The sequence below is a fragment of the Streptomyces sp. NPDC014889 genome, from assembly GCF_043081205.1.
GTDB lineage: Bacteria > Actinomycetota > Actinomycetes > Streptomycetales > Streptomycetaceae > Streptomyces.
On record NZ_JBIBWH010000011.1, the window covers coordinates 1 to 17,920 of the forward strand.

11 protein-coding genes are annotated in these 17,920 nt (G+C 72.3%); 3 read left to right on the top strand and 8 right to left on the bottom strand.

Translation table 11 applies throughout. The features are described from left to right. Positions 1–1,051: alpha-amylase family glycosyl hydrolase (locus ACF09J_RS22335; RefSeq protein WP_392307191.1), on the bottom strand; the 1,051-nt coding region annotated here is incomplete at its 3' end. Beyond that, complete coding sequence (locus tag ACF09J_RS22340; protein WP_392307192.1) at positions 1,048–3,165, bottom strand: alpha-1,4-glucan--maltose-1-phosphate maltosyltransferase; 2,118 nt, start codon at positions 3,163–3,165, stop codon at positions 1,048–1,050. The genes ACF09J_RS22335 and ACF09J_RS22340, both read right to left, overlap by 4 nt. Before the next feature lie 345 nt (positions 3,166–3,510). On the opposite strand from ACF09J_RS22340, the gene ACF09J_RS22345 reads away from it, so the two are divergent. Beyond that, positions 3,511–6,159, top strand: coding sequence for a glycosyltransferase family 1 protein (locus ACF09J_RS22345; protein ID WP_392307193.1), 2,649 nt, complete (start codon positions 3,511–3,513; stop codon positions 6,157–6,159). 9 nt (positions 6,160–6,168) lie between these two features. On the opposite strand, the gene ACF09J_RS22350 is transcribed toward ACF09J_RS22345, so the two are convergent. The 6 genes from ACF09J_RS22350 to ACF09J_RS22375 all read right to left on the bottom strand — a co-directional run bounded on the left by ACF09J_RS22350 (position 6,169) and on the right by ACF09J_RS22375 (position 16,039). After that, positions 6,169–6,687, bottom strand: coding sequence for a DUF1990 domain-containing protein (locus ACF09J_RS22350; RefSeq protein WP_392307194.1), 519 nt, complete (start codon positions 6,685–6,687; stop codon positions 6,169–6,171). Between the two features lie 71 nt (positions 6,688–6,758). Next, the gene (locus ACF09J_RS22355) at positions 6,759–8,417 is read right to left on the bottom strand and encodes a M4 family metallopeptidase (RefSeq protein ID WP_392307195.1); all 1,659 of its coding nucleotides are present in this window, start codon (positions 8,415–8,417) and stop codon (positions 6,759–6,761) included. Between the two features lie 381 nt (positions 8,418–8,798). Further along, complete coding sequence (locus ACF09J_RS22360; RefSeq protein WP_392307196.1) at positions 8,799–10,583, bottom strand: ABC transporter ATP-binding protein; 1,785 nt, start codon at positions 10,581–10,583, stop codon at positions 8,799–8,801. After that, entirely contained in the window at positions 10,580–12,313 is a 1,734-nt protein-coding gene (locus ACF09J_RS22365; RefSeq protein ID WP_392307197.1) for an ABC transporter transmembrane domain-containing protein, read from the bottom strand. Before ACF09J_RS22365 ends, ACF09J_RS22360 begins: the two co-directional genes overlap by 4 nt. Positions 12,314–12,335: 22 nt before the next feature. After that, a complete protein-coding gene (locus ACF09J_RS22370) occupies positions 12,336–14,195 on the bottom strand; it encodes an ABC transporter ATP-binding protein (protein WP_392307198.1) in 1,860 nt (619 codons plus the stop codon). Then, the gene (locus ACF09J_RS22375) at positions 14,192–16,039 is read right to left on the bottom strand and encodes an ABC transporter ATP-binding protein (RefSeq protein WP_392307199.1); all 1,848 of its coding nucleotides are present in this window, start codon (positions 16,037–16,039) and stop codon (positions 14,192–14,194) included. The genes ACF09J_RS22370 and ACF09J_RS22375 overlap by 4 nt, the downstream gene beginning before the upstream one ends. 208 nt (positions 16,040–16,247) lie before the next feature. Here ACF09J_RS22375 and ACF09J_RS22380 point away from each other — a divergent pair, with 208 nt between their 5' ends. Both ACF09J_RS22380 and ACF09J_RS22385 read left to right on the top strand, forming a co-directional pair. Next, entirely contained in the window at positions 16,248–17,150 is a 903-nt protein-coding gene (locus ACF09J_RS22380; protein WP_392307200.1) for an ABC transporter ATP-binding protein, read from the top strand. Further along, positions 17,147–17,896 (top strand): ABC transporter permease, encoded by a 750-nt coding sequence (locus tag ACF09J_RS22385; protein WP_392307201.1) that lies wholly within the window; start codon positions 17,147–17,149, stop codon positions 17,894–17,896. Before ACF09J_RS22380 ends, ACF09J_RS22385 begins: the two co-directional genes overlap by 4 nt. Positions 17,897–17,920: the final 24 nt, after the last annotated feature.

Here is a 17,920-nt window from a genome sequence, read left to right on the forward strand (position 1 = left end):
TGGCGTATTCGGCCCACATGTAGTCGCGTTCTTCGTCGGTGACCATTTCGAGGGTGAGCTCGTCGTGGTTGCGCAGGAAGATGCCCCACTGGCAGGTGGCGGGGATCGCGGGGGTCTTGGCGAGGATCTCGGAGACGGGGTAGCGGCTTTCCCTCCGTACGGCCATGAAGATGCGGGGCATGACCGGGAAGTGGAAGGCCATGTGGCACTCGTCGCCGCCCGCCGCGTAGTCGCCGAAGTAGTCGACGACGTCCTCCGGCCACTGGTTCGCCTCCGCCAGCAGCACCTTGTCGGGGTACTGCGTGTCGATCTCCTTGCGCACCCGCTTCAGGAACTCGTGCGTGGCCGGGAGGTTCTCGCAGTTGGTGCCCTCCTGCTGGTACAGGTACGGCACCGCGTCCAGCCGGAACCCGTCGATGCCCAGGTCCAGCCAGAACTTCAGCGCGGAGATCATCTCCTCCTGGACGGCCGGGTTCTCGTAGTTGAGGTCCGGCTGGTGGGAGAAGAACCGGTGCCAGTAGTACTGCTTGCGGACCGGGTCGTAGGTCCAGTTGGACGCCTCCGTGTCGACGAAGATGATCCGCGCGTCCTGGTACTGCTTGTCGTCGTCGGCCCACACGTAGTAGTCGCCGTAGGGGCCGTCCGGGTCCTTGCGGGACTCCTGGAACCACGGGTGCTGGTCGCTGGTGTGGTTCATCACGAAGTCGATGATCACGCGCATGCCGCGCTGGTGGGCGGCGTCGACGAACTCCACGAAGTCGGCGAGGTCGCCGAACTCCGGGAGCACGGCGGCGTAGTCGGAGACGTCGTAGCCGCCGTCCTTGAGCGGGGACTTGAAGAACGGCGGCAGCCACAGGCAGTCGACGCCGAGCCACTGGAGGTAGTCGAGCCTGGCGGTCAGGCCCTTCAGGTCACCGACGCCGTCGCCGTTGCTGTCCTGGAAGGAGCGGACGAGGACCTCGTAGAACACGGCACGCTTGAACCACTCCGGGTCCCGGTCCTGGGCCGGAGTGTCTTCGAAGGTGTCAGGAACGGGCTCATTGACGATCATGTTGTGGGTGACCCTCCGATCTGCGGGGTGGACGGTCGCAGGACGGTGAGGACGTGCGCGGGCCGGCGGCCCGGCTCGAGACGCACATAGTTGGCCCTGCCCCAGTGGTAGGTCTCGCCGGTGAGCTCGTCGCGCACCGGCACCGACTCGTGCCAGTCCAGGCCGAGTTGCGGCATGTCCAACGAGACCGTGGCCTCCTGGGTGTGGTGGGGGTCGAGGTTGGCGACCACCAGAACCGTGTTCGAACCGCTCCGCTTCGAGTAGGCGATCACCGCGTCCTTGTCGGCGTGGTGGAAGTGCAGGTTCCTGAGCTGCCGCAGGGCCGGACTCCGTCGGCGGATGTCGTTGAGCTTGGCGATGAGGGGGGCGATGGTGCGGCCCTCGCGTGCGGCGGCCGCCCAGTCGCGGGGTTTGAGCTGGTACTTCTCCGAGTCGAGGTACTCCTCGCTGCCGGGTTTGAGGGGGGTGTTCTCGCACAGTTCGTAGCCGCTGTAGATGCCCCAGGAGGGGGCGAGGGTGGCGGCCAGGACGGCACGGACCTCGAAGGCCGGACGGCCGCCCTGCTGAAGATAGGCGTGCAGGATGTCGGGGGTGTTGGCGAAGAGGTTCGGCCGCATCCAGGCCGCCGCCTCGCCCGACAGTTCGGTCAGGTACTCGGTGAGCTCCTGCTTGGAGTTGCGCCAGGTGAAGTAGGTGTAGGACTGCTGGAAGCCGATCTGGGCCAGGGTGTGCATCATCGCGGGCCGGGTGAACGCCTCCGCCAGGAAGATCACGTCGGGGTCGGTGGCGTTGACGTCGGCGATCACGCGTTCCCAGAACACCACCGGCTTGGTGTGCGGGTTGTCGACGCGGAAGATCCGCACCCCGTGGTCCATCCAGTGCCGCAGCACCCGCAGGGTCTCGGCGATCAGGCCGTCCATGTCGGCGTCGAAGGCGACGGGGTAGATGTCCTGGTACTTCTTCGGCGGGTTCTCGGCGTAGGCGATGGTGCCGTCGGACCGGTGGTGGAACCACTCGGGGTGCTTGTGCACCCAGGGGTGGTCCGGGGAGCACTGCAGGGCGAAGTCCAGCGCCACCTCCAGGCCCAGCTCCCGGGCGCGGGCCGTGAAGTGGTCGAAGTCCTCCAGGGTGCCCAGGGCGGGGTGGACGGTGTCGTGGCCGCCCTCGGGCGAGCCGATGGCCCAGGGCACGCCGACGTCGTCGGGGCGGGCGTCCAGGGAGTTGTTGCGGCCCTTGCGGAAGGTGGTGCCGATGGGGTGGATCGGCGGGAGGTAGACCACGTCGAAGCCCATCGCGGCGATCGCGGGCAGGCGGCGGGCGGCGGTGCGGAAGGTGCCGTGCGGCCGCTCGGGCGTGCCCTCGGAACGGGGGAAGAACTCGTACCAGGACCCGTACAGCGCCCGCTCCCGCTCCACCAGCAGGCCGAGCGGCTCGGAGGCGGTGACCAGGTCCCGCAGCGGATGCCGGGCCAGGACCTCGTCCACCTCCGGCGTCAACGCCGCCGCCAGCCGGGCCGCGGCCGGCCGGTTCTCGTCCCGCAGCGCCGCCACGGCGGCGAGCAGGACGTCCCGCTCGGGCCCCTCGGGCACTCCGGCGGCGGCGCGCTCGTACAGACGCGCGCCCTCCTCCAGGACCAGGTCGGTGTCCAGACCGGCCGGGATCTTGATCTGCGCGTGGTGCCGCCAAGTGGTGACCGGGTCCGCCCAGGCCTCCACCTGGTACGTCCAGCGGCCGGGGGCTCCGGCGGTCACGGTGGCGCCCCAGCGGTCGGTGCCGGGGGCCAGTTCGCGCATCGGGGTCCACGGGCCGGCCCGGCCCTCCGGATCGCGCAGGACGACGTTCGCGGCCACCGCGTCATGGCCCTCACGGAAGACGGTGGCCGAGATCTCGAACGATTCTCCGGTCACCGCCTTGGCGGGCCTGCGGCCGTGCTGGACGACCGGGCGGACGTCGAGGACGGGTATCCGGCCGACGGCCGTGACACCCCCTGGGGGCCGGCCGGGGGCCGGCGGGGTCTCGTGGGCGGCTGCCCGTGGCCGGGCCTGCGGCGTGTCGGCGCCGCGGTTGCTCTTGCTGGTTGTCCGTGCTGCTGCCGAGTGGTGCGTGGCGGGCATGACCGCTCCTGTCCGCGTCAACGAGGGGTGTGGGCGGATGTCTGTGGGGAGGTGGGTCCTGCGGGGTACTGCTGGGTCGTGCGTGGTCCTGCTGTCGGTGTACCGGAGGAGCCTTCCCACCCTATTCGGGTGAGCAATCCGGCACTTTGTTAACTACTCGCGCGTAGGTCCAGACACAAGACCGGTCCAGTCCGGACATGGACGCAACGGGGAGTGAACCGGTCCGTTCAGGTCGATGTCGGACAGTGTCCGAACCCAGCGGTGCCCGCCCTCGGACCGGTACGGTTTTGTGTGACGGGGCGCACAGCGCAGTGCGTCCATCCAGCGAACGCGCCGAGGTGGCATGTGAAGGCGATCCGTCGGTTCACCGTCCGTCCCGTTCTCCCCGAGCCCCTGCGCCCGCTCAGCGAGCTGGCCCGCAACCTGCGCTGGTCCTGGCACGCCGAGACCCGTGACCTCTTCCAGTCCGTCGACCCCGAGCGCTGGGCCTCCTCGGGCGGCGACCCGGTGCGCCTGCTCGGCAGTGTGCCTCCCGCGCGGCTGGCCGAGCTGGCCGGTGACCGCCGCTTCCTGCGCCGGCTGACCGCCGCCGCCGACGACCTGCACGACTACATGACCGGCGACCGCTGGTACCAGGCCAGGTCCGAGGGCCTGCCCGCCGCGATCGCCTACTTCTCGCCCGAGTTCGGGATCACGGCCGCGCTGCCGCAGTACTCCGGCGGCCTCGGCATCCTCGCCGGCGACCATCTGAAGGCGGCCAGCGACCTCGGCGTACCGCTGATCGGGGTGGGGCTGCTCTACCGGCACGGCTACTTCCGGCAGACCCTGTCCCGGGACGGCTGGCAGCAGGAGCACTACCCGGTCCTCGACCCCCACGAGCTGCCCGTCACCCTGCTGAAGGACTCCGACGGGGCCCCGGCGCGGGTGTCGCTGGCGCTGCCCGGCGGCAAGGCCCTGCACGCCCGGATCTGGGTCGCCCAGGTCGGCCGGATTCCGCTGCTGATGCTGGACTCCGACGTGGAGGAGAACGACCTCGGCGAGCGCGGGGTGACCGACCGGCTCTACGGCGGGGGCAGCGAGCACCGGCTCCTCCAGGAGATGCTGCTGGGCATAGGAGGGGTGCGGGCGGTGCGGACGTACTGCCGGCTCACCGGCCACGCCGACCCGGAGGTGTTCCACACCAACGAGGGCCACGCGGGCTTCCTCGGTCTCGAGCGCATCGCCGAGCTGTGCGACCGGGGGCTGGACTTCGACTCGGGTCTCGAGGCGGTGCGGGCGGGGACCGTGTTCACCACCCACACGCCCGTACCGGCCGGGATCGACCGCTTCGACCGGGAGCTGGTCGCCCGCCACTTCGGGCCGGACGCGGAACTGCCCGGCATCGACGTGGAGCGGATCCTGCGGCTGGGCATGGAGACGTACCCCGGCGGTGAGCCGAACCTGTTCAACATGGCGGTGATGGGCCTGAGGCTGGCCCAGCGGGCCAACGGCGTCTCGCTGCTGCACGGGAGGGTCAGCCGGGAGATGTTCGCCGGACTGTGGCCGGGATTCGACCCCGAGGAGGTGCCGATCACCTCCGTGACCAACGGGGTGCACGCCCCGACGTGGGTGGCCCCGGAGGTGTTCCGGCTCGGTGCCCGGCAGGTCGGTGCCCAGCGCACCGAGGACGCGCTGACCGTGGGCGGCTCCGACCGCTGGGACGCCGTCGCCGGCATCCCCGACCCGGACGTCTGGGAGCTGCGCCGCGAACTGCGCGAGCAGTTGGTGGCGGAGGTGCGGAGCCGGCTGCGGGCCTCCTGGCGGCAGCGCGGCGCCGGGACCGCCGAGCTGGGCTGGATCGACGGCGTCCTCGACCCGGAGGTGCTGACGATCGGCTTCGCGCGCCGGGTCCCGTCGTACAAGCGGCTGACGCTGATGCTGCGTGACCGGGACCGGCTGATGGGCCTGCTGCTGCACCCGGAGCGGCCGGTGCAGATCGTGGTCGCGGGCAAGGCGCATCCGGCGGACGACGGCGGGAAACGGCTCATCCAGGAGCTGGTCAGGTTCGCCGACGACCCGCGGGTGCGCCACCGGATCGTCTTCCTGCCGGACTACGGCATGGCGATGGCGCAGAAGCTGTACCACGGCTGCGACGTGTGGCTGAACAACCCGCTGCGGCCGCTGGAGGCGTGCGGGACCTCCGGGATGAAGGCCGCGCTCAACGGCTGTCTGAACCTGTCCGTGCTGGACGGCTGGTGGGACGAGTGGTACCAGCCGGACTTCGGCTGGGCCGTCCCGACGGCGGACGGGGCGGATGGGGGTGCCCCCATGCGTTCAGCAATGGGGGACGACCCGGACCACCGCGACGACGTCGAGGCCGCCGCGCTGTACGACCTGCTGGAGCAGCGGGTCGCGCCGCGCTTCTACGAGCGCGGCCGGGACGGGCTGCCGGAGCGGTGGATCGAGATGGTCCGCCGGACGCTGTCCCTGCTGGGCCCGAAGGTGCTGGCGGGCCGCATGGTCCGCGAGTACGTGGAGCGGCTGTACGCTCCCGCCGCGCAGGCCCACCGGGCCCTCGGCCCGGACACGGCGCGTGAGCTCGCCGCGTGGAAGGCGCGGGTGCGCGGGGCGTGGCACGAGGTGACCGTCGACCACGTGGAGACCTCGGCCAGTACGGCCACCGCCGAGCTCGGCGCCACCTTCGGCCTGCGGGTGCGGGTGGGTCTGGGCAGCCTCGGCCCGGACGACGTGGAGGTGCAGGCCGTCTCGGGCCGGGTGGACGAGGAGGACCGCATCGCCGACGCCACCGCCGTCCCCCTGAAACCGGCGGGCGCCCCCGACCCCGACGGCCACTGGGTCTACGAGGGTCCCCTGTCCCTCGACCGCACCGGCCCCTACGGCTACACGATCCGCATCCTCCCCACCCACCGCTTCCTGTCCTCCCCCGCGGAACTGGGCCTGGTGACGGTCCCACCGGAGGAGGCCGGCGAGAAGGCGGGGGTCCTCCTGCGCTGACCGTGCCGGTCACGGCTCCGGGATGTCCGCGCACAGTTTGCGCAGGGTCGTTCCGCAGCGGTGGGCGTAGGTGTGCTGGAAGGCGCGGGTGAACGGGCCGGCTGCCCGGGTGTACCACTTGGCGGGGCGGCTGAAGGCGGTGATCGTGAGCCAGACGGTGCCGTCGCCCGTGCGGTCCACCAGGAAGGCCTCCTCGCCGCACTCGGGATGGCCGGGCAGGGTGCCGTAGGCCCAGCCGGCGAGGCGGGGTTCCTCCGCCGTCCAGACCACTCGGCAAGGGGCGCGCACCAGGCCGGCGAGGGTGATGGTGACGTCGACGCCGGGCGCGGCCCGGTCGGCGCCCGACTCGATGCCGACGCCGAGGGCTCGGTGCAGTTCCCATGTCATCACGGCCTCGGAGGCCCGGCGGAACACCTCCCTGCCCTCGCCTATGCGGGTGCGCACGCGCAGAGGATGGAAGCCGGGCGGGCAGTGACCCTGTTCGCGGGTCGCGCCGACCTCCTCGTAGGTGAAGTGTGCCGTCGACATGCGACCCAAGCGTAAAGCGGCCCCCGGGAGGAGAGTCCTCCCGGGGGCCGCCCCGTTCAACCAGGCAGGGATCAGGTCACGTTGACCGCGGTCCAGGCCGCGGCGACCGTGTTGTACTCGGTGCTGCCGGAGCCGTACAGCGCCGACGCCGCGTTCAGGGTCGCCGTGCGGGCGGCCTTGTAGTTGGTGGTCGACGTCATGTACGTGGTCAGCGCCTTGTACCAGATCTGGAGCGCCTTGGCGCGGCCGATGCCGGTGACCGTGGCGCCGTTGTACGTCGGCGAGTTGTAGCTGACGCCGTTGATCGTCTTCGCGCCGCTGCCCTCCGCGAGGAGGTAGAAGAAGTGGTTCGCGACGCCGGACGAGTAGTGCACGTCCTTGCTGCCCACGGTGGAGGACCAGTAGTCGGCGGAGCCGCCGTCCTTGCTGGGCTTGTCCATGTAGCGCAGCGGGGTGCCGTTGCCGTTGAGGTTGAGCTGCTCGCCGATGAGGTAGTTGCCCGGGTTCTTCGAGTTGTTGGCGTAGAACTCCACGCCGGTGCCGAAGATGTCGGAGGTGGCCTCGTTCAGGCCGCCGGACTCACCCGAGTAGTTCAGCCTGGCGGTGTTGGCGGTGACGCCGTGGCTCATCTCGTGGCCGGCGACGTCCAGCGAGGTCAGCGGGTGCGTGTTGCCCGAGCCGTCGCCGTAGGTCATGCAGAAGCAGCTGTCGTCCCAGAAGGCGTTGACGTAGTTGTTGCCGTAGTGGACCCGGGAGTAGGCGGCCACGCCGTTGTTCTTGATGCCGTTGCGGCCGAAGGTGCTCTTGTAGAAGTCCCAGGTCATCTGGGCGCCGTAGGCGGCGTCCGCGGCCGCCGTCTGGTCGGTGGTGGAGCTGGACGCGGTGCCGGTGCCCCACACGTCGGTGGTGTTGGTGAACAGGGTGCCGGTGCCGGAGGTGCCGCCGGCCAGGTTGTTGGTCTTGTGACCGCCGCGGGTCGTGTCGTACAGCTGGTACGTCGACCCCGACAGGGTGGTGCTCAGGGTGACGGTGCCCGAGTACAGGGTCTTGCCCGTGCCGGTCTCGATGCCCTGGTACTCGAAGAGCTTCTTGCCGGTGGCCGCGTCGGTGATGACGTGCAGCTGGTTCGGGGTGCCGTCGTCCTGGAGACCGCCGACGACCGTCTCGTAGGCGAGGACCGGAGTGCCCTCGCCCGCCCAGATGACCTTGCGCGGGGCCTGGTCGGCGGTGACCTTCTCCGAGCCGGCGGCCTGGGCCAGCGTCACGGCCTGCTTCTCGACCTTGGCGGTGGTGACCTTCGGGGTGAGCGTGGCGACCTTGATGGCCGACTTGTTCGCTCTGGTCACGCCCTGGGTCTTGCCGGCCTTGGAGCTGTGGACGATCAGGTCGCCGCCGAGGACGGGCAGACCGGCGTAGGTGCGCTCGTAGCGGGTGTGCACCGTGCCGTCGGCGTCCTGGATGACGTCCCTGGCGACCAGCTCCTCCTTGACGCCGAGGCCTATCTCCTGGGCGGTCTCGGAGGCGTCGGCCTGCGCCTGCTGGATCAGCGAGGTGCGGGCCGCGTTGGTCAGGAAGGTCGGGGCGGCGGCGAGGTGGGCCGCGCTCGTGGTTTCGGCCGTGGTCTGGGCCGAGGCACTGGTGGTCAGACCGGTGCTGAGGAGGGCTCCGGCGGCGACTGCGGTGGCGACGGCCAGAGTGATGCGCTTGTGACGCGCGTAGCGGGGAGTCACACAAGCTCCTTATGTGGGGGTGCCCGGTTCGGCGTGGGGCTGCCGGCCCGGATCGGGGGTGAGGGTGCTGTGCTCGTGCGGCGGGTGGAGGAAGAGTGGCACCAAGGACGCGTACATGTCAGTGCCCGGAAGTGATGTTGGCCGAAAAATGACTGTCCGGTGAATGTTGCGGCGTCATGAACTGGCCCCGGAGGGCGTGTTGTACCTCGGATCCGGCACCCGAGGTCCAAGGTCATGGACCTGTTGCGGGGGGAGCGATTTTCAGCCATCCGGGCGGCTGGATCGGCGCGATGGTCCCCGTGGCGGGACGGCACGATGTCGACCGAAATCCGAAGGTTCGGCGTGCGGCCGGCCCCGGCCGCGGGCGATCCGCGGCGGCCCCTACGGGAGCGCGCCGCCGCCCTCGCCCGACGGCGTCGCTCCGTTTCCGTGCCAGGTGTGCCACAGGGCCGCGTACGCCCCGCCGGAGGCGACCAGGTCGTCGTGGGTGCCCAGTTCGGTCAGGCGGCCGTCCTCCATCACGGCGACCCGGTCGGCGTCATGGGCGGTGTGCAGGCGGTGGGCGATGGCGATGACCGTGCGGCCCCGGAGCACGGCGGCGAGGGCCCGCTCGGTGTGGCGGGCCGTGGCCGGGTCGAGCAGCGCCGTGGCCTCGTCCAGGATCAGGGTGTGCGGGTCGGCCAGCACCACACGGGCCAGGGCGAGCTGCTGGGCCTGCGAACCGTCGGTGCGGTGACCGCCCGCACCCAGCACGGTGTCCAGGCCCTCGGGCAGTTCCCGCACCCAGCCGTCGGCCCCCACGGCGGCCAGCGCCGACCACAACTGCTCGTCACCGGCGGCGGGTTCGGCGATGCGCAGGTTGTCCCGGAGCGTGCCCAGGAACACGTGGTGCTCCTGGGTGACCAGGACGACCTGCCGGCGCAGCCGCTCCGGCTCCAGACCGGCCACGTGCACCCCGCCCACCGTGACCGAGCCCGCGGTCGGCGCGTCGACGCCGGCCAGCAGCCTGCTCAGCGTGGTCTTGCCCGCGCCGGACGGGCCGACCACCGCCAGCCGCTCCCCGGGACGCACCGTCAGGTCGACCCCGCGCAGCACCTCGCCGCCGCGCTCGTAGGCGTAACGCGCCCCGGTCACGTCGATGCGGTCGTCCGTCGGCGCCGGACCGTCGCCCTTCGGCACGGGACCCAGGGCCCGGGCGAGTCCCTCCACCCGGGCGAAGGAGGCACCGCTGTTCTGCAGTTGCTCGACCCGCATCAGGATCTCGTCGAGCGGCTGGCTGAACTGGCGCAGATACAGCGCGGCCGCCACCACCGCGCCCAGGCTCACCGTCCCGTGCGCGTGCAGCACCCCGCCGACCAGCAGCACTCCCGCGACGGGCAGCACGTAGGACACCTCCACCACGGGGAAGAACACCGTGCGCAGGTACAGCGTGTGGAAGCGGGTGCGCCGGGACGTCTCCAGCGCCTCGCGGCTCGCGGCGGTCCGCGCCTTCGCCAGCCGGAACGCCTCGACCGTGCGCGAGCCCGCCGCCGTCGCCGCGATGATCTCGGCGACCTCGGAGGTTGCCCCTCCCTCGGCGAGGTAACCGGCCCGCGCCCGGCGCAGGTACCAGCGCAGGGCGAACCAGACGGGCACCAGGCCCACGATGCCCACCGCGCCGAGCAACGGGTCGAGCACGAAGACCGCGCCGAGCACGAACAGCGCCTGCACGGTGCTGATGAGCAGCTCGGGCCCGGCATCGCGCAGGGTGGTGCCGGCGGTGGCCACGTCGGCCGTGCCGCGCGCCGTCAGGTCGCCGGTGCCGGCCCGCTCCACCACGGACGCGGGCAGCGCCAGCGCCCGGTCCACGAACTCCTCGCGCACCCGGGCCAGCGTCCGCTCGCCGAACCGGTGCCCCACGTACCGCGCCCAGCGCACCAGCAGAAGCTGCGCCAGCGAGCACAGCAGGATGACCAGGGCCATCCGGTCCACGGCACCGACCCCGCCCCCGGCCCGCACCGCGTCCACGATGCGCCCGAGCAGCCACGGCCCGGCCAGCCCCGCCGCGGCCGCCGCCGCGTTCAGCGCCAGGACACCGGCGAAGGCCCGCGCGTCGGCCCGCACCAGCCGCACGGCGGCGCGACGCACATCGGCGGGCTCGGCGACCGGAAGGTGGCGGCCCGTCATCGCACGACCTCCTCGGCCGCGTCCGAGGCCGCGTCCCGTGCCACCAGCGCCCGGTAGCCGGCCTCCTCCGCCAGCAGCCGCCGGTGGCTTCCGGTGGCCATGACCTTGCCGTCGACCAGGAAGTGCACCACGTCCGCGCGGTCCAGGACGAGCGGGGAGGTGGTCGTCACCACGGTCGTACGGCCCTCGCGGTGGGTCCGCAGCCGGTCCGCCACCGTCGCCTCGGTGTGCGCGTCCAGCGCGGAGGTGGGCTCCACGGCGAGCAGCACCTCCGCGTCTGCCAGCAGCGCCCGCACCAGCCGTACGCGTTGGCGCTGGCCGCCGGAGAGGTTGCGTCCCTGCGCGTCGATCGCCGAGTCGAGCCCTTTCGGCAGGCCCTGCACGATGTCGTCGGCCGCCGCCGTGCGCACCGCCCGCGCGATCGCCGCCTCGTCGACGTCGCCCGGCTCCCGGCATCCGGCGACCAGGTGCCGCAGCGGCCCGGCGAACAGGTCTGCCTCGTGGTCGGCGACCAGGATCCGCTCGCGGACCTGCGACAGGGGGATCCCGTCCAGGCGTACACCGCCCCAGGTGGCCTCGGAGGGCGCGTACCGGCCCAGGCGGTCGACGACGGCGGCGGCGTCGGCGGGCCGCGCCGCGGCCAGCGCGGTCAGCCGCCCGGGCAGCACCCGCACCCCCGACTCCGGGTCGTGCAACGGCGACGGCTCGGTGGGCGCGTCCGCCGTGCCGATGTCCGGCGCCGGCTCCAGCCTCAGCAGCCGTACGACGCGCCGGGCGGCGACCACGCCCCGGCTGAGCTGGTAGCTGCCCTCGATCAGGAAGGCCACCGGCCACCCGGCCAGCACGGCGACATATCCGTACACCGACACCAACTCGCCGATGCTGATGGCGCCCTGGGCCGCCATCCGGGCCGCCAGCCAGGTCACCACGGCGAGGAACAGCGTCGGCAGCCCCACCCCGAGCGCCTGGATCCAGCTGGTCACCGCCCCGACCCGATACCCCTGGGCGCGCAGCCCCTGCGAGTCCCGGCGGAAGGCGTCGGCGAACAGCGACTTGCCGCCGAGGCCGTTGAGGACGCGCAGCCCGCCCGCCAGGTCGCCGATCCGCGCGGTCAGCACGCCCTGCCGCTCGCGGTACTCCGTCTCCGTGCCCTGGAGCCGCCCGAGCAGCGGCCCGACGATCACGCCGAGCAGCGGCACCCCGACCAGCACCACCACGGCCAGCGGCACCGAGAGAGTGAGCAGCAGCCCCGCGACCACGAGGTAGGCGACGATCGCGCCGACGCCCGGCCCGACGACCGTCAGGGACTGGCTGATCGTCTGCACGTCGCCCACTCCGATCGTGACCACCTCCCCGGCCCCGACCTGTGCGGGCAGCGTGGCACCCAGCCGCACCGTCTGCCGGACGACCACCTTCACCGTGCGGAAGTTGGCGTCCATCCGCACCCGGGTCATCGTGCGGTGCCGCATGATGCTCAGCCAGGCGTTGAACGCGCCCACCAGGAACAGCACCGCCGTCCACCCGGCCAGCGCGCCCATGTCGCCGGGCTCCAGACCCTCGTCGATCGCCTTGGCCATCAGATAGGGCGTCGCCGCCAGCAGCACCATCCAGGTGCTGCCGAACACCGCGCCGGCGACGGACCGCCCCGGCTGCCGGGTCACCAGCCACCACAGGTAGTGCGGTCCGCTGCGGCGGTCGGGGCCGCCGGGTTCCTCGTAGGCGTCGATCATCCGTGCCGGATCCCCCGTTCGCTCATGCAAGGCTGTCCCGCCAGGCCCGGTGCAGCTCCGAGAACCGCCCGGTGCCCGCGATCAGCCGGTCCGGGCTGCCGTCCTCCACGATCCGGCCGTGCTCCATGACCAGCACCCGGTCGGCGATCTCCACGGTGGACAGCCGGTGGGCGATCACCACCGCCGTACGCCCCCGCAGCACCGTGGCCATCGCGGTCTGCACCGCACGCTCGCCCGGTACGTCCAGCGAGCTGGTCGCCTCGTCGAGGATGAGCACCGCCGGATCGGCGAGCAGGGCCCGCGCGAAGGAGACCAGTTGCCGCTGGCCGGCGGAGATGCGGCCGCCCCGCTTGCGTACGTCCGTGTCGTAGCCGTCGGGCAGGGCGCTGATGAAGTCGTGCGCGCCGATCGCCTTCGCCGCCTGCTCGATCTCCTCGCGGGTGGCGTCCGGGCGGCCGATCGCGATGTTCTCCGCGACCGTGCCGGAGAACAGGAAGGTCTCCTGCGTCACCATGACCACCCCGCGCCGCAGTTCGGACACGGCGAGTTCGCGCAGGTCCACCCCGTCGAGCAGGACACGCCCGGTGGAGGGGTCGTAGAAGCGGGCCAGCAGCTTGGCCAGCGTGGACTTGCCCGCGCCGGTGGAGCCGACCACGGCGACGGTCTGCCCGGCCGGAACGACCAGATCGAAGCGGGGCAGCACCTCGCCGCCGGTGCGGTAGCCGAAGCCGACCTCGTCGAAGACCACCTCGCGGCCGGGCAGGTCCGGCCTCGGCGCCGGGAGCGGCCGGGGCACCGCCGGCTCGGGCACCGACGGCGTCTGCGCCAGCAAACCAGCGATCTTCTCCAGCGACGCGGCCGCCGACTCGTAGGAGTTGAGGAACATGCCGAGCCGGTCGATCGGGTCGTACAGCCGGCGCAGGTACAGCACCGCCGCCGCCAGCACCCCCAGCTCCAGCGAGCCGTCCGCCACCCGGTAGGCGCCCCACAGCACGATCACCGCGACCGCCGTGTTGGCCACCAGCCGGGAGCCGACGACATAGCGGGCCATCTCCAGCAGCGCGTCGCCGTTGGTGCGCTCGTGGCGCCGGTTCAGGACCCGGAAACCGGCGTCGTTGGCGGCCTCACGGCGGAACGCGCGCACCGGCCGGATGCCGTTCATCGTCTCCACGAACTTCACGATCACCGCGGCGATCGCGGTCGACCGCGCCTGGAACACCCGCCCCGCACGGCGCCGGTACGCCCGGACCAGCAGGTGCAGCGGCACGAAGGACGCCACCGCCACCGCGCCGAGCCCCAGGTCGAGCCAGAGCAGCATCGCCGAGATGCAGACGAAGGACAGCACGACCGTGACGAGTTCCTGGAGCCCCTCGCTGAGCAGTTCGCGCAGCGACTCCACGTCCGTGGTGGAGCGGGAGATCAGCCGGCCCGAGGTGTAGCGGTCGTGGAAGTCGACGCTGAGGGCCTGCCCCTGGCGGAAGATCCGGCTGCGCAGATCCAGCAGCACGTCCTGGTTGACCCGGGCCGAGGCGACGATGAACGCCCACTGGAGCGCGCCGGAGGCGAGCGCGCACAGCAGATAGCCGACCGCCACCGCGACGAGCGGGCCGCGGTCGTGGTCGCGGAACGCCGGTACGGCGGTGTCGATCGCGTACGCCACGAGGAGCGGACCGGCCTGGACTGCCAGCTGCTGGAGCAGCAGCAGGGCCGTGGTGCCCGCGACCCGGGCCTTCATGGGCGCCAGCAGGGAGCGCAGCAGGGCGGCCGTGGCACCGGGCGGGGTGGGCAGGACGTCGCGGTCGAAGGGGTCGCCGGCGTCCTCGCGGCGCGGCGGATCCTGCTCGTCCCCGATGGCCGGGACGGGCTTCGTGGGGGCCGTCATCGCTCGTCGTCCTCCTCTTCCGGCGAGCCTTTGCCCGACATCAGACGGGCGTACTCGGCGTGGGTGCGCAGCAGTTCGTGGTGGGTGCCGACGGCGGTGATCCGGCCGCCGGAGAGCAGGGCCACCCGGTCGGCGAGCAGGACCGTGGAGGGGCGGTGCGCCACGATCAGGGCGGTGGTGTCGGCCAGCACCTGGCGCAGGGCCGCCTCCACGGCCGCCTCCGTGTGCACGTCCAGGGCGGACAGCGGGTCGTCCAGGATCAGGAACCGTGGCCGTCCGACGACGGCACGGGCCAGCGCGAGGCGCTGCCGCTGGCCGCCGGAGAGGCTGAGGCCCTGCTCGCCCACCTGGGTCGCGGTGCCCTGGGGGAGGGCGTGCGCGAAGCCGGCCTGGGCGACGGACAGCGCGCGGTCCAGCTCGGCGTCCCCGGCGCTGCCGCCGGCGCCCATCAGGACGTTGTCCCCGACGCTCGCGGAGAACAGGGTCGGCTCCTCGAAGGCCACCGCGACCATCGCGCGCAGTTCCTCGCGGGACATCGCGGTGATGTCCTCGCCGTCCAGCGTGATCCGCCCGGAGGTCGCCTCGTGGAGGCGGGGGACGAGCGCCGTCAGGGTCGTCTTGCCGCTCCCGGTCGCTCCGACCAGGGCCATCGACTCACCGGAGCGGACGTGCAGGTCGATGCGGTCAAGGAGGGGCGGGGAGCCGGGCGGGGCGTCGGGATAGCGGAAGCGGACGTTGTCGAAGCGGAGCCCCTCGGGCGCCGGGCCGTCCGAGCCGCCGGCCGGCACGGGCGTGCGCGCACCGCGCACCGCGGGTTCCCCGGACTCCCTTTCCGCGTCCATCACTTCGAAGTACCGCTCGGTCGCCGTCGCCGCCTCCTGGCTCATCGCCAGCAGGAAGCCGATCGACTCCACCGGCCAGCGCAGGGCCAGCGCCGTGGACAGGAAGGCGACCAGGGTGCCCGCCGAGAGACCGCCGGAGGCGACCTGGACCGAGCCCACGACCAGCGTGGCCCCGATGGCCACCTCCGGCAGGGTCATGATGACCGCCCAGATGGCCGCGAGCAGACGGGCCTTGCGCAGCTCCGTGCCCCTCAGGGTCTGCGACAGCTCGCGGAAGGCGCGCGCCTGGCTGCGGTGCCGGCCGAACCCCTTGATGACGCGGATGCCGAGCACGCTCTCCTCGACCACCGTCGTCAGGTCCCCGACCTGGTCCTGCGCCAGCCGCGCCACGTGCGCGTACCGCTTCTCGAAGACCGAGCTGAAGGCGATCAGCGGCACGGCGGGCGCCAGCATCACCAGCCCGAGCGTCCAGTCCTGCATCAGCATGATGACCACGCCCACGAGGATCGTGACCCCGTTGACCAGCAGGAACGTCAACGGGAAGGCGAGGAACATGCGCACCAGCATCAGGTCCGTCGTGCCCCGGGACAGCAACTGCCCCGACGCCCACCGGTCGTGGAAGGCGACCGGCAGCCGTTGCAGATGCCCGTACAGGTCCGCCCGCATCTCCGCCTCGACGTGCGACAGCGGCCGCGCCACCAGCCAGCGCCGCAGCCCGAACAGCAGCGCCTCCCCGACCCCGAGCAGCAGCAGGTACAGCGCGCCGAGCCACACCCCGCGCGGATCCCGGTCGGCGATCGGCCCGTCCACCATCCACTTCAGGACGAGCGGGATCACCAGCCCCACGCAGGAGGCGACGATCGCGGTGGACGCGGCGGTGAACAGCCGTATGCGGACCGGCCGCACATAGGGCCACAGGCGCAGCAGGGTGCGGACGGCCGAACGGCCGGCCGGACCGGGACGGTCGGTGCGGTCCTCGGGGGTGTCAGGTGTCGTGGGCATCACGGGCGAGCCTACGGACCGGCACCGACATCGCCCACCGAGTTTTGGCTTGACCGGACTCCGCCGCTGGTCCTACGACCTGCGTTTTCCACCGCGCGGACCACACCGGGACCGGTCCGGTCGTAGGACCGCATCAACCGATCGGCTGATGCGGCTTCGAGCGCGCCGGGCGATGTGCGCCGGCCGCGTCCGCCGGGATTCTGATGCCATGTCCGTCATCGAAGTCAGCGAACTGCGCAAGTCCTACGGCGGCCGGACCGTCGTCGACGGCGTCTCCTTCGCCGTCGAGGAGGGCGAGATCTTCGGCATCCTCGGCCCGAACGGCGCCGGCAAGACCACCACCGTCGAGTGCGTCGAGGGCCTGCGCGTCCCCGACGCGGGCCGCGTCCGCGTCACCGGCCTCGACCCCGTCGCGGACCACGAACGGGTCGCCCGCGTGCTCGGCGCCCAGCTCCAGCAGAGCGAGTTGCAGGCCAAGCTCACCGTCCGCGAGGCGCTCCAGCTCTACGCGTCCTTCTACCCTGACCCGGCCGACTGGCGGCCGCTGGCCGAACGCCTCGGCCTGACCGAGAAGCTCACCACCCGCTTCGCCAAGCTCTCCGGCGGCCAGAAGCAGCGGCTGGTCATCGCGCTCGCCCTCGTCGGCAACCCGCGGATCGTCGTCCTCGACGAGCTGACCACCGGTCTGGACCCGCGCGCCCGCCGCGACACCTGGCAGCTCATCGAGGACATCCGCGCCGGCGGAGTCACGGTGCTGCTGGTCACGCACTTCATGGAGGAGGCGCAGCGGCTGTGCGACCGGATCGCCGTGATCGACCGGGGGCGGATCGCCGCCCTGGACACCCCGCAGGGCCTGATCCGGCGCTCGGCCGGCGCCACCGTCATCAGCTTCACCCCGTCCGCGCCGCTGGAGGACGTTGATCTGAACGCGCTGCCCGAACTCGCCTCCATCGCCCGCAAGGACGGCCGGATCACCCTCTCCGGATCCGACGAGACCGTCAACGCCGTCATCACGCTGCTCGCCCGCCACCACATCACCGCCCACCAACTCCGCGTCACCGATGCCACCCTCGACGACGCCTTCCTGGACCTGACGGAGGTCGAGGCATGAGCAACACCCTGGTCGACCCGGCCGTACTGCGCACCGAGATCCGCCTGTTCGGCCGTGAGCCCGGCGCGGTCTTCTGGATCCTGCTGTTCCCCACCGTGCTCCTGGTGATCCTCGGCTCCATCCCGTCCTTCCGGGAGGCCGACCCGTCCTTCGGGGGCCTGCGCCCCATCGACGCCTACGTGCCGGTCACGGTGCTGCTCGGGCTGCTCCTCGGCGGCCTCCAGGGCATGCCGCAGGTCCTCACCGGCTACCGCGAACGCGGCATCCTGCGCCGGATGTCCACCACCCCGGTCCGGCCCGCCGCCCTGCTGTCCGCGCACATGGTGGTGTTCGGGGGCGCGGCCCTGGCCTCGGCGCTGCTCGCGCTCACCGTCGGCCGGCTCGCCTTCGGCGTGACCCTGCCGGGGCAGCCGTTCGGCTACGTCGTCGCCCTGCTGCTGGCCGTGGCCGCCGCGCTCGCCCTGGGCGCGATGATCTCCGCGCTGTCCCGCACCACGAGGATCGCGGGCGCGATCGGATCGGCGGCGCTCTTCCCGATGATGTTCTGCGCGGGCGTGTGGCTGCCGGTGCAGGCCATGCCGGACGTGCTCGCCCGGATCGTCGGCTGCACCCCGTTCGGCGCCGCCGCCCAGGCCCTGGACCAGGCCGCGGCGGGCCACTGGCCGGGCTGGTCCCACCTGGGGGTGACGGCCGCGTGGGCGGTGCTGCTCACCGCGGGGGCCGCGCGCTGGTTCCGCTGGGAATGAGCCGGCCGTGCCGGACACTGGTGG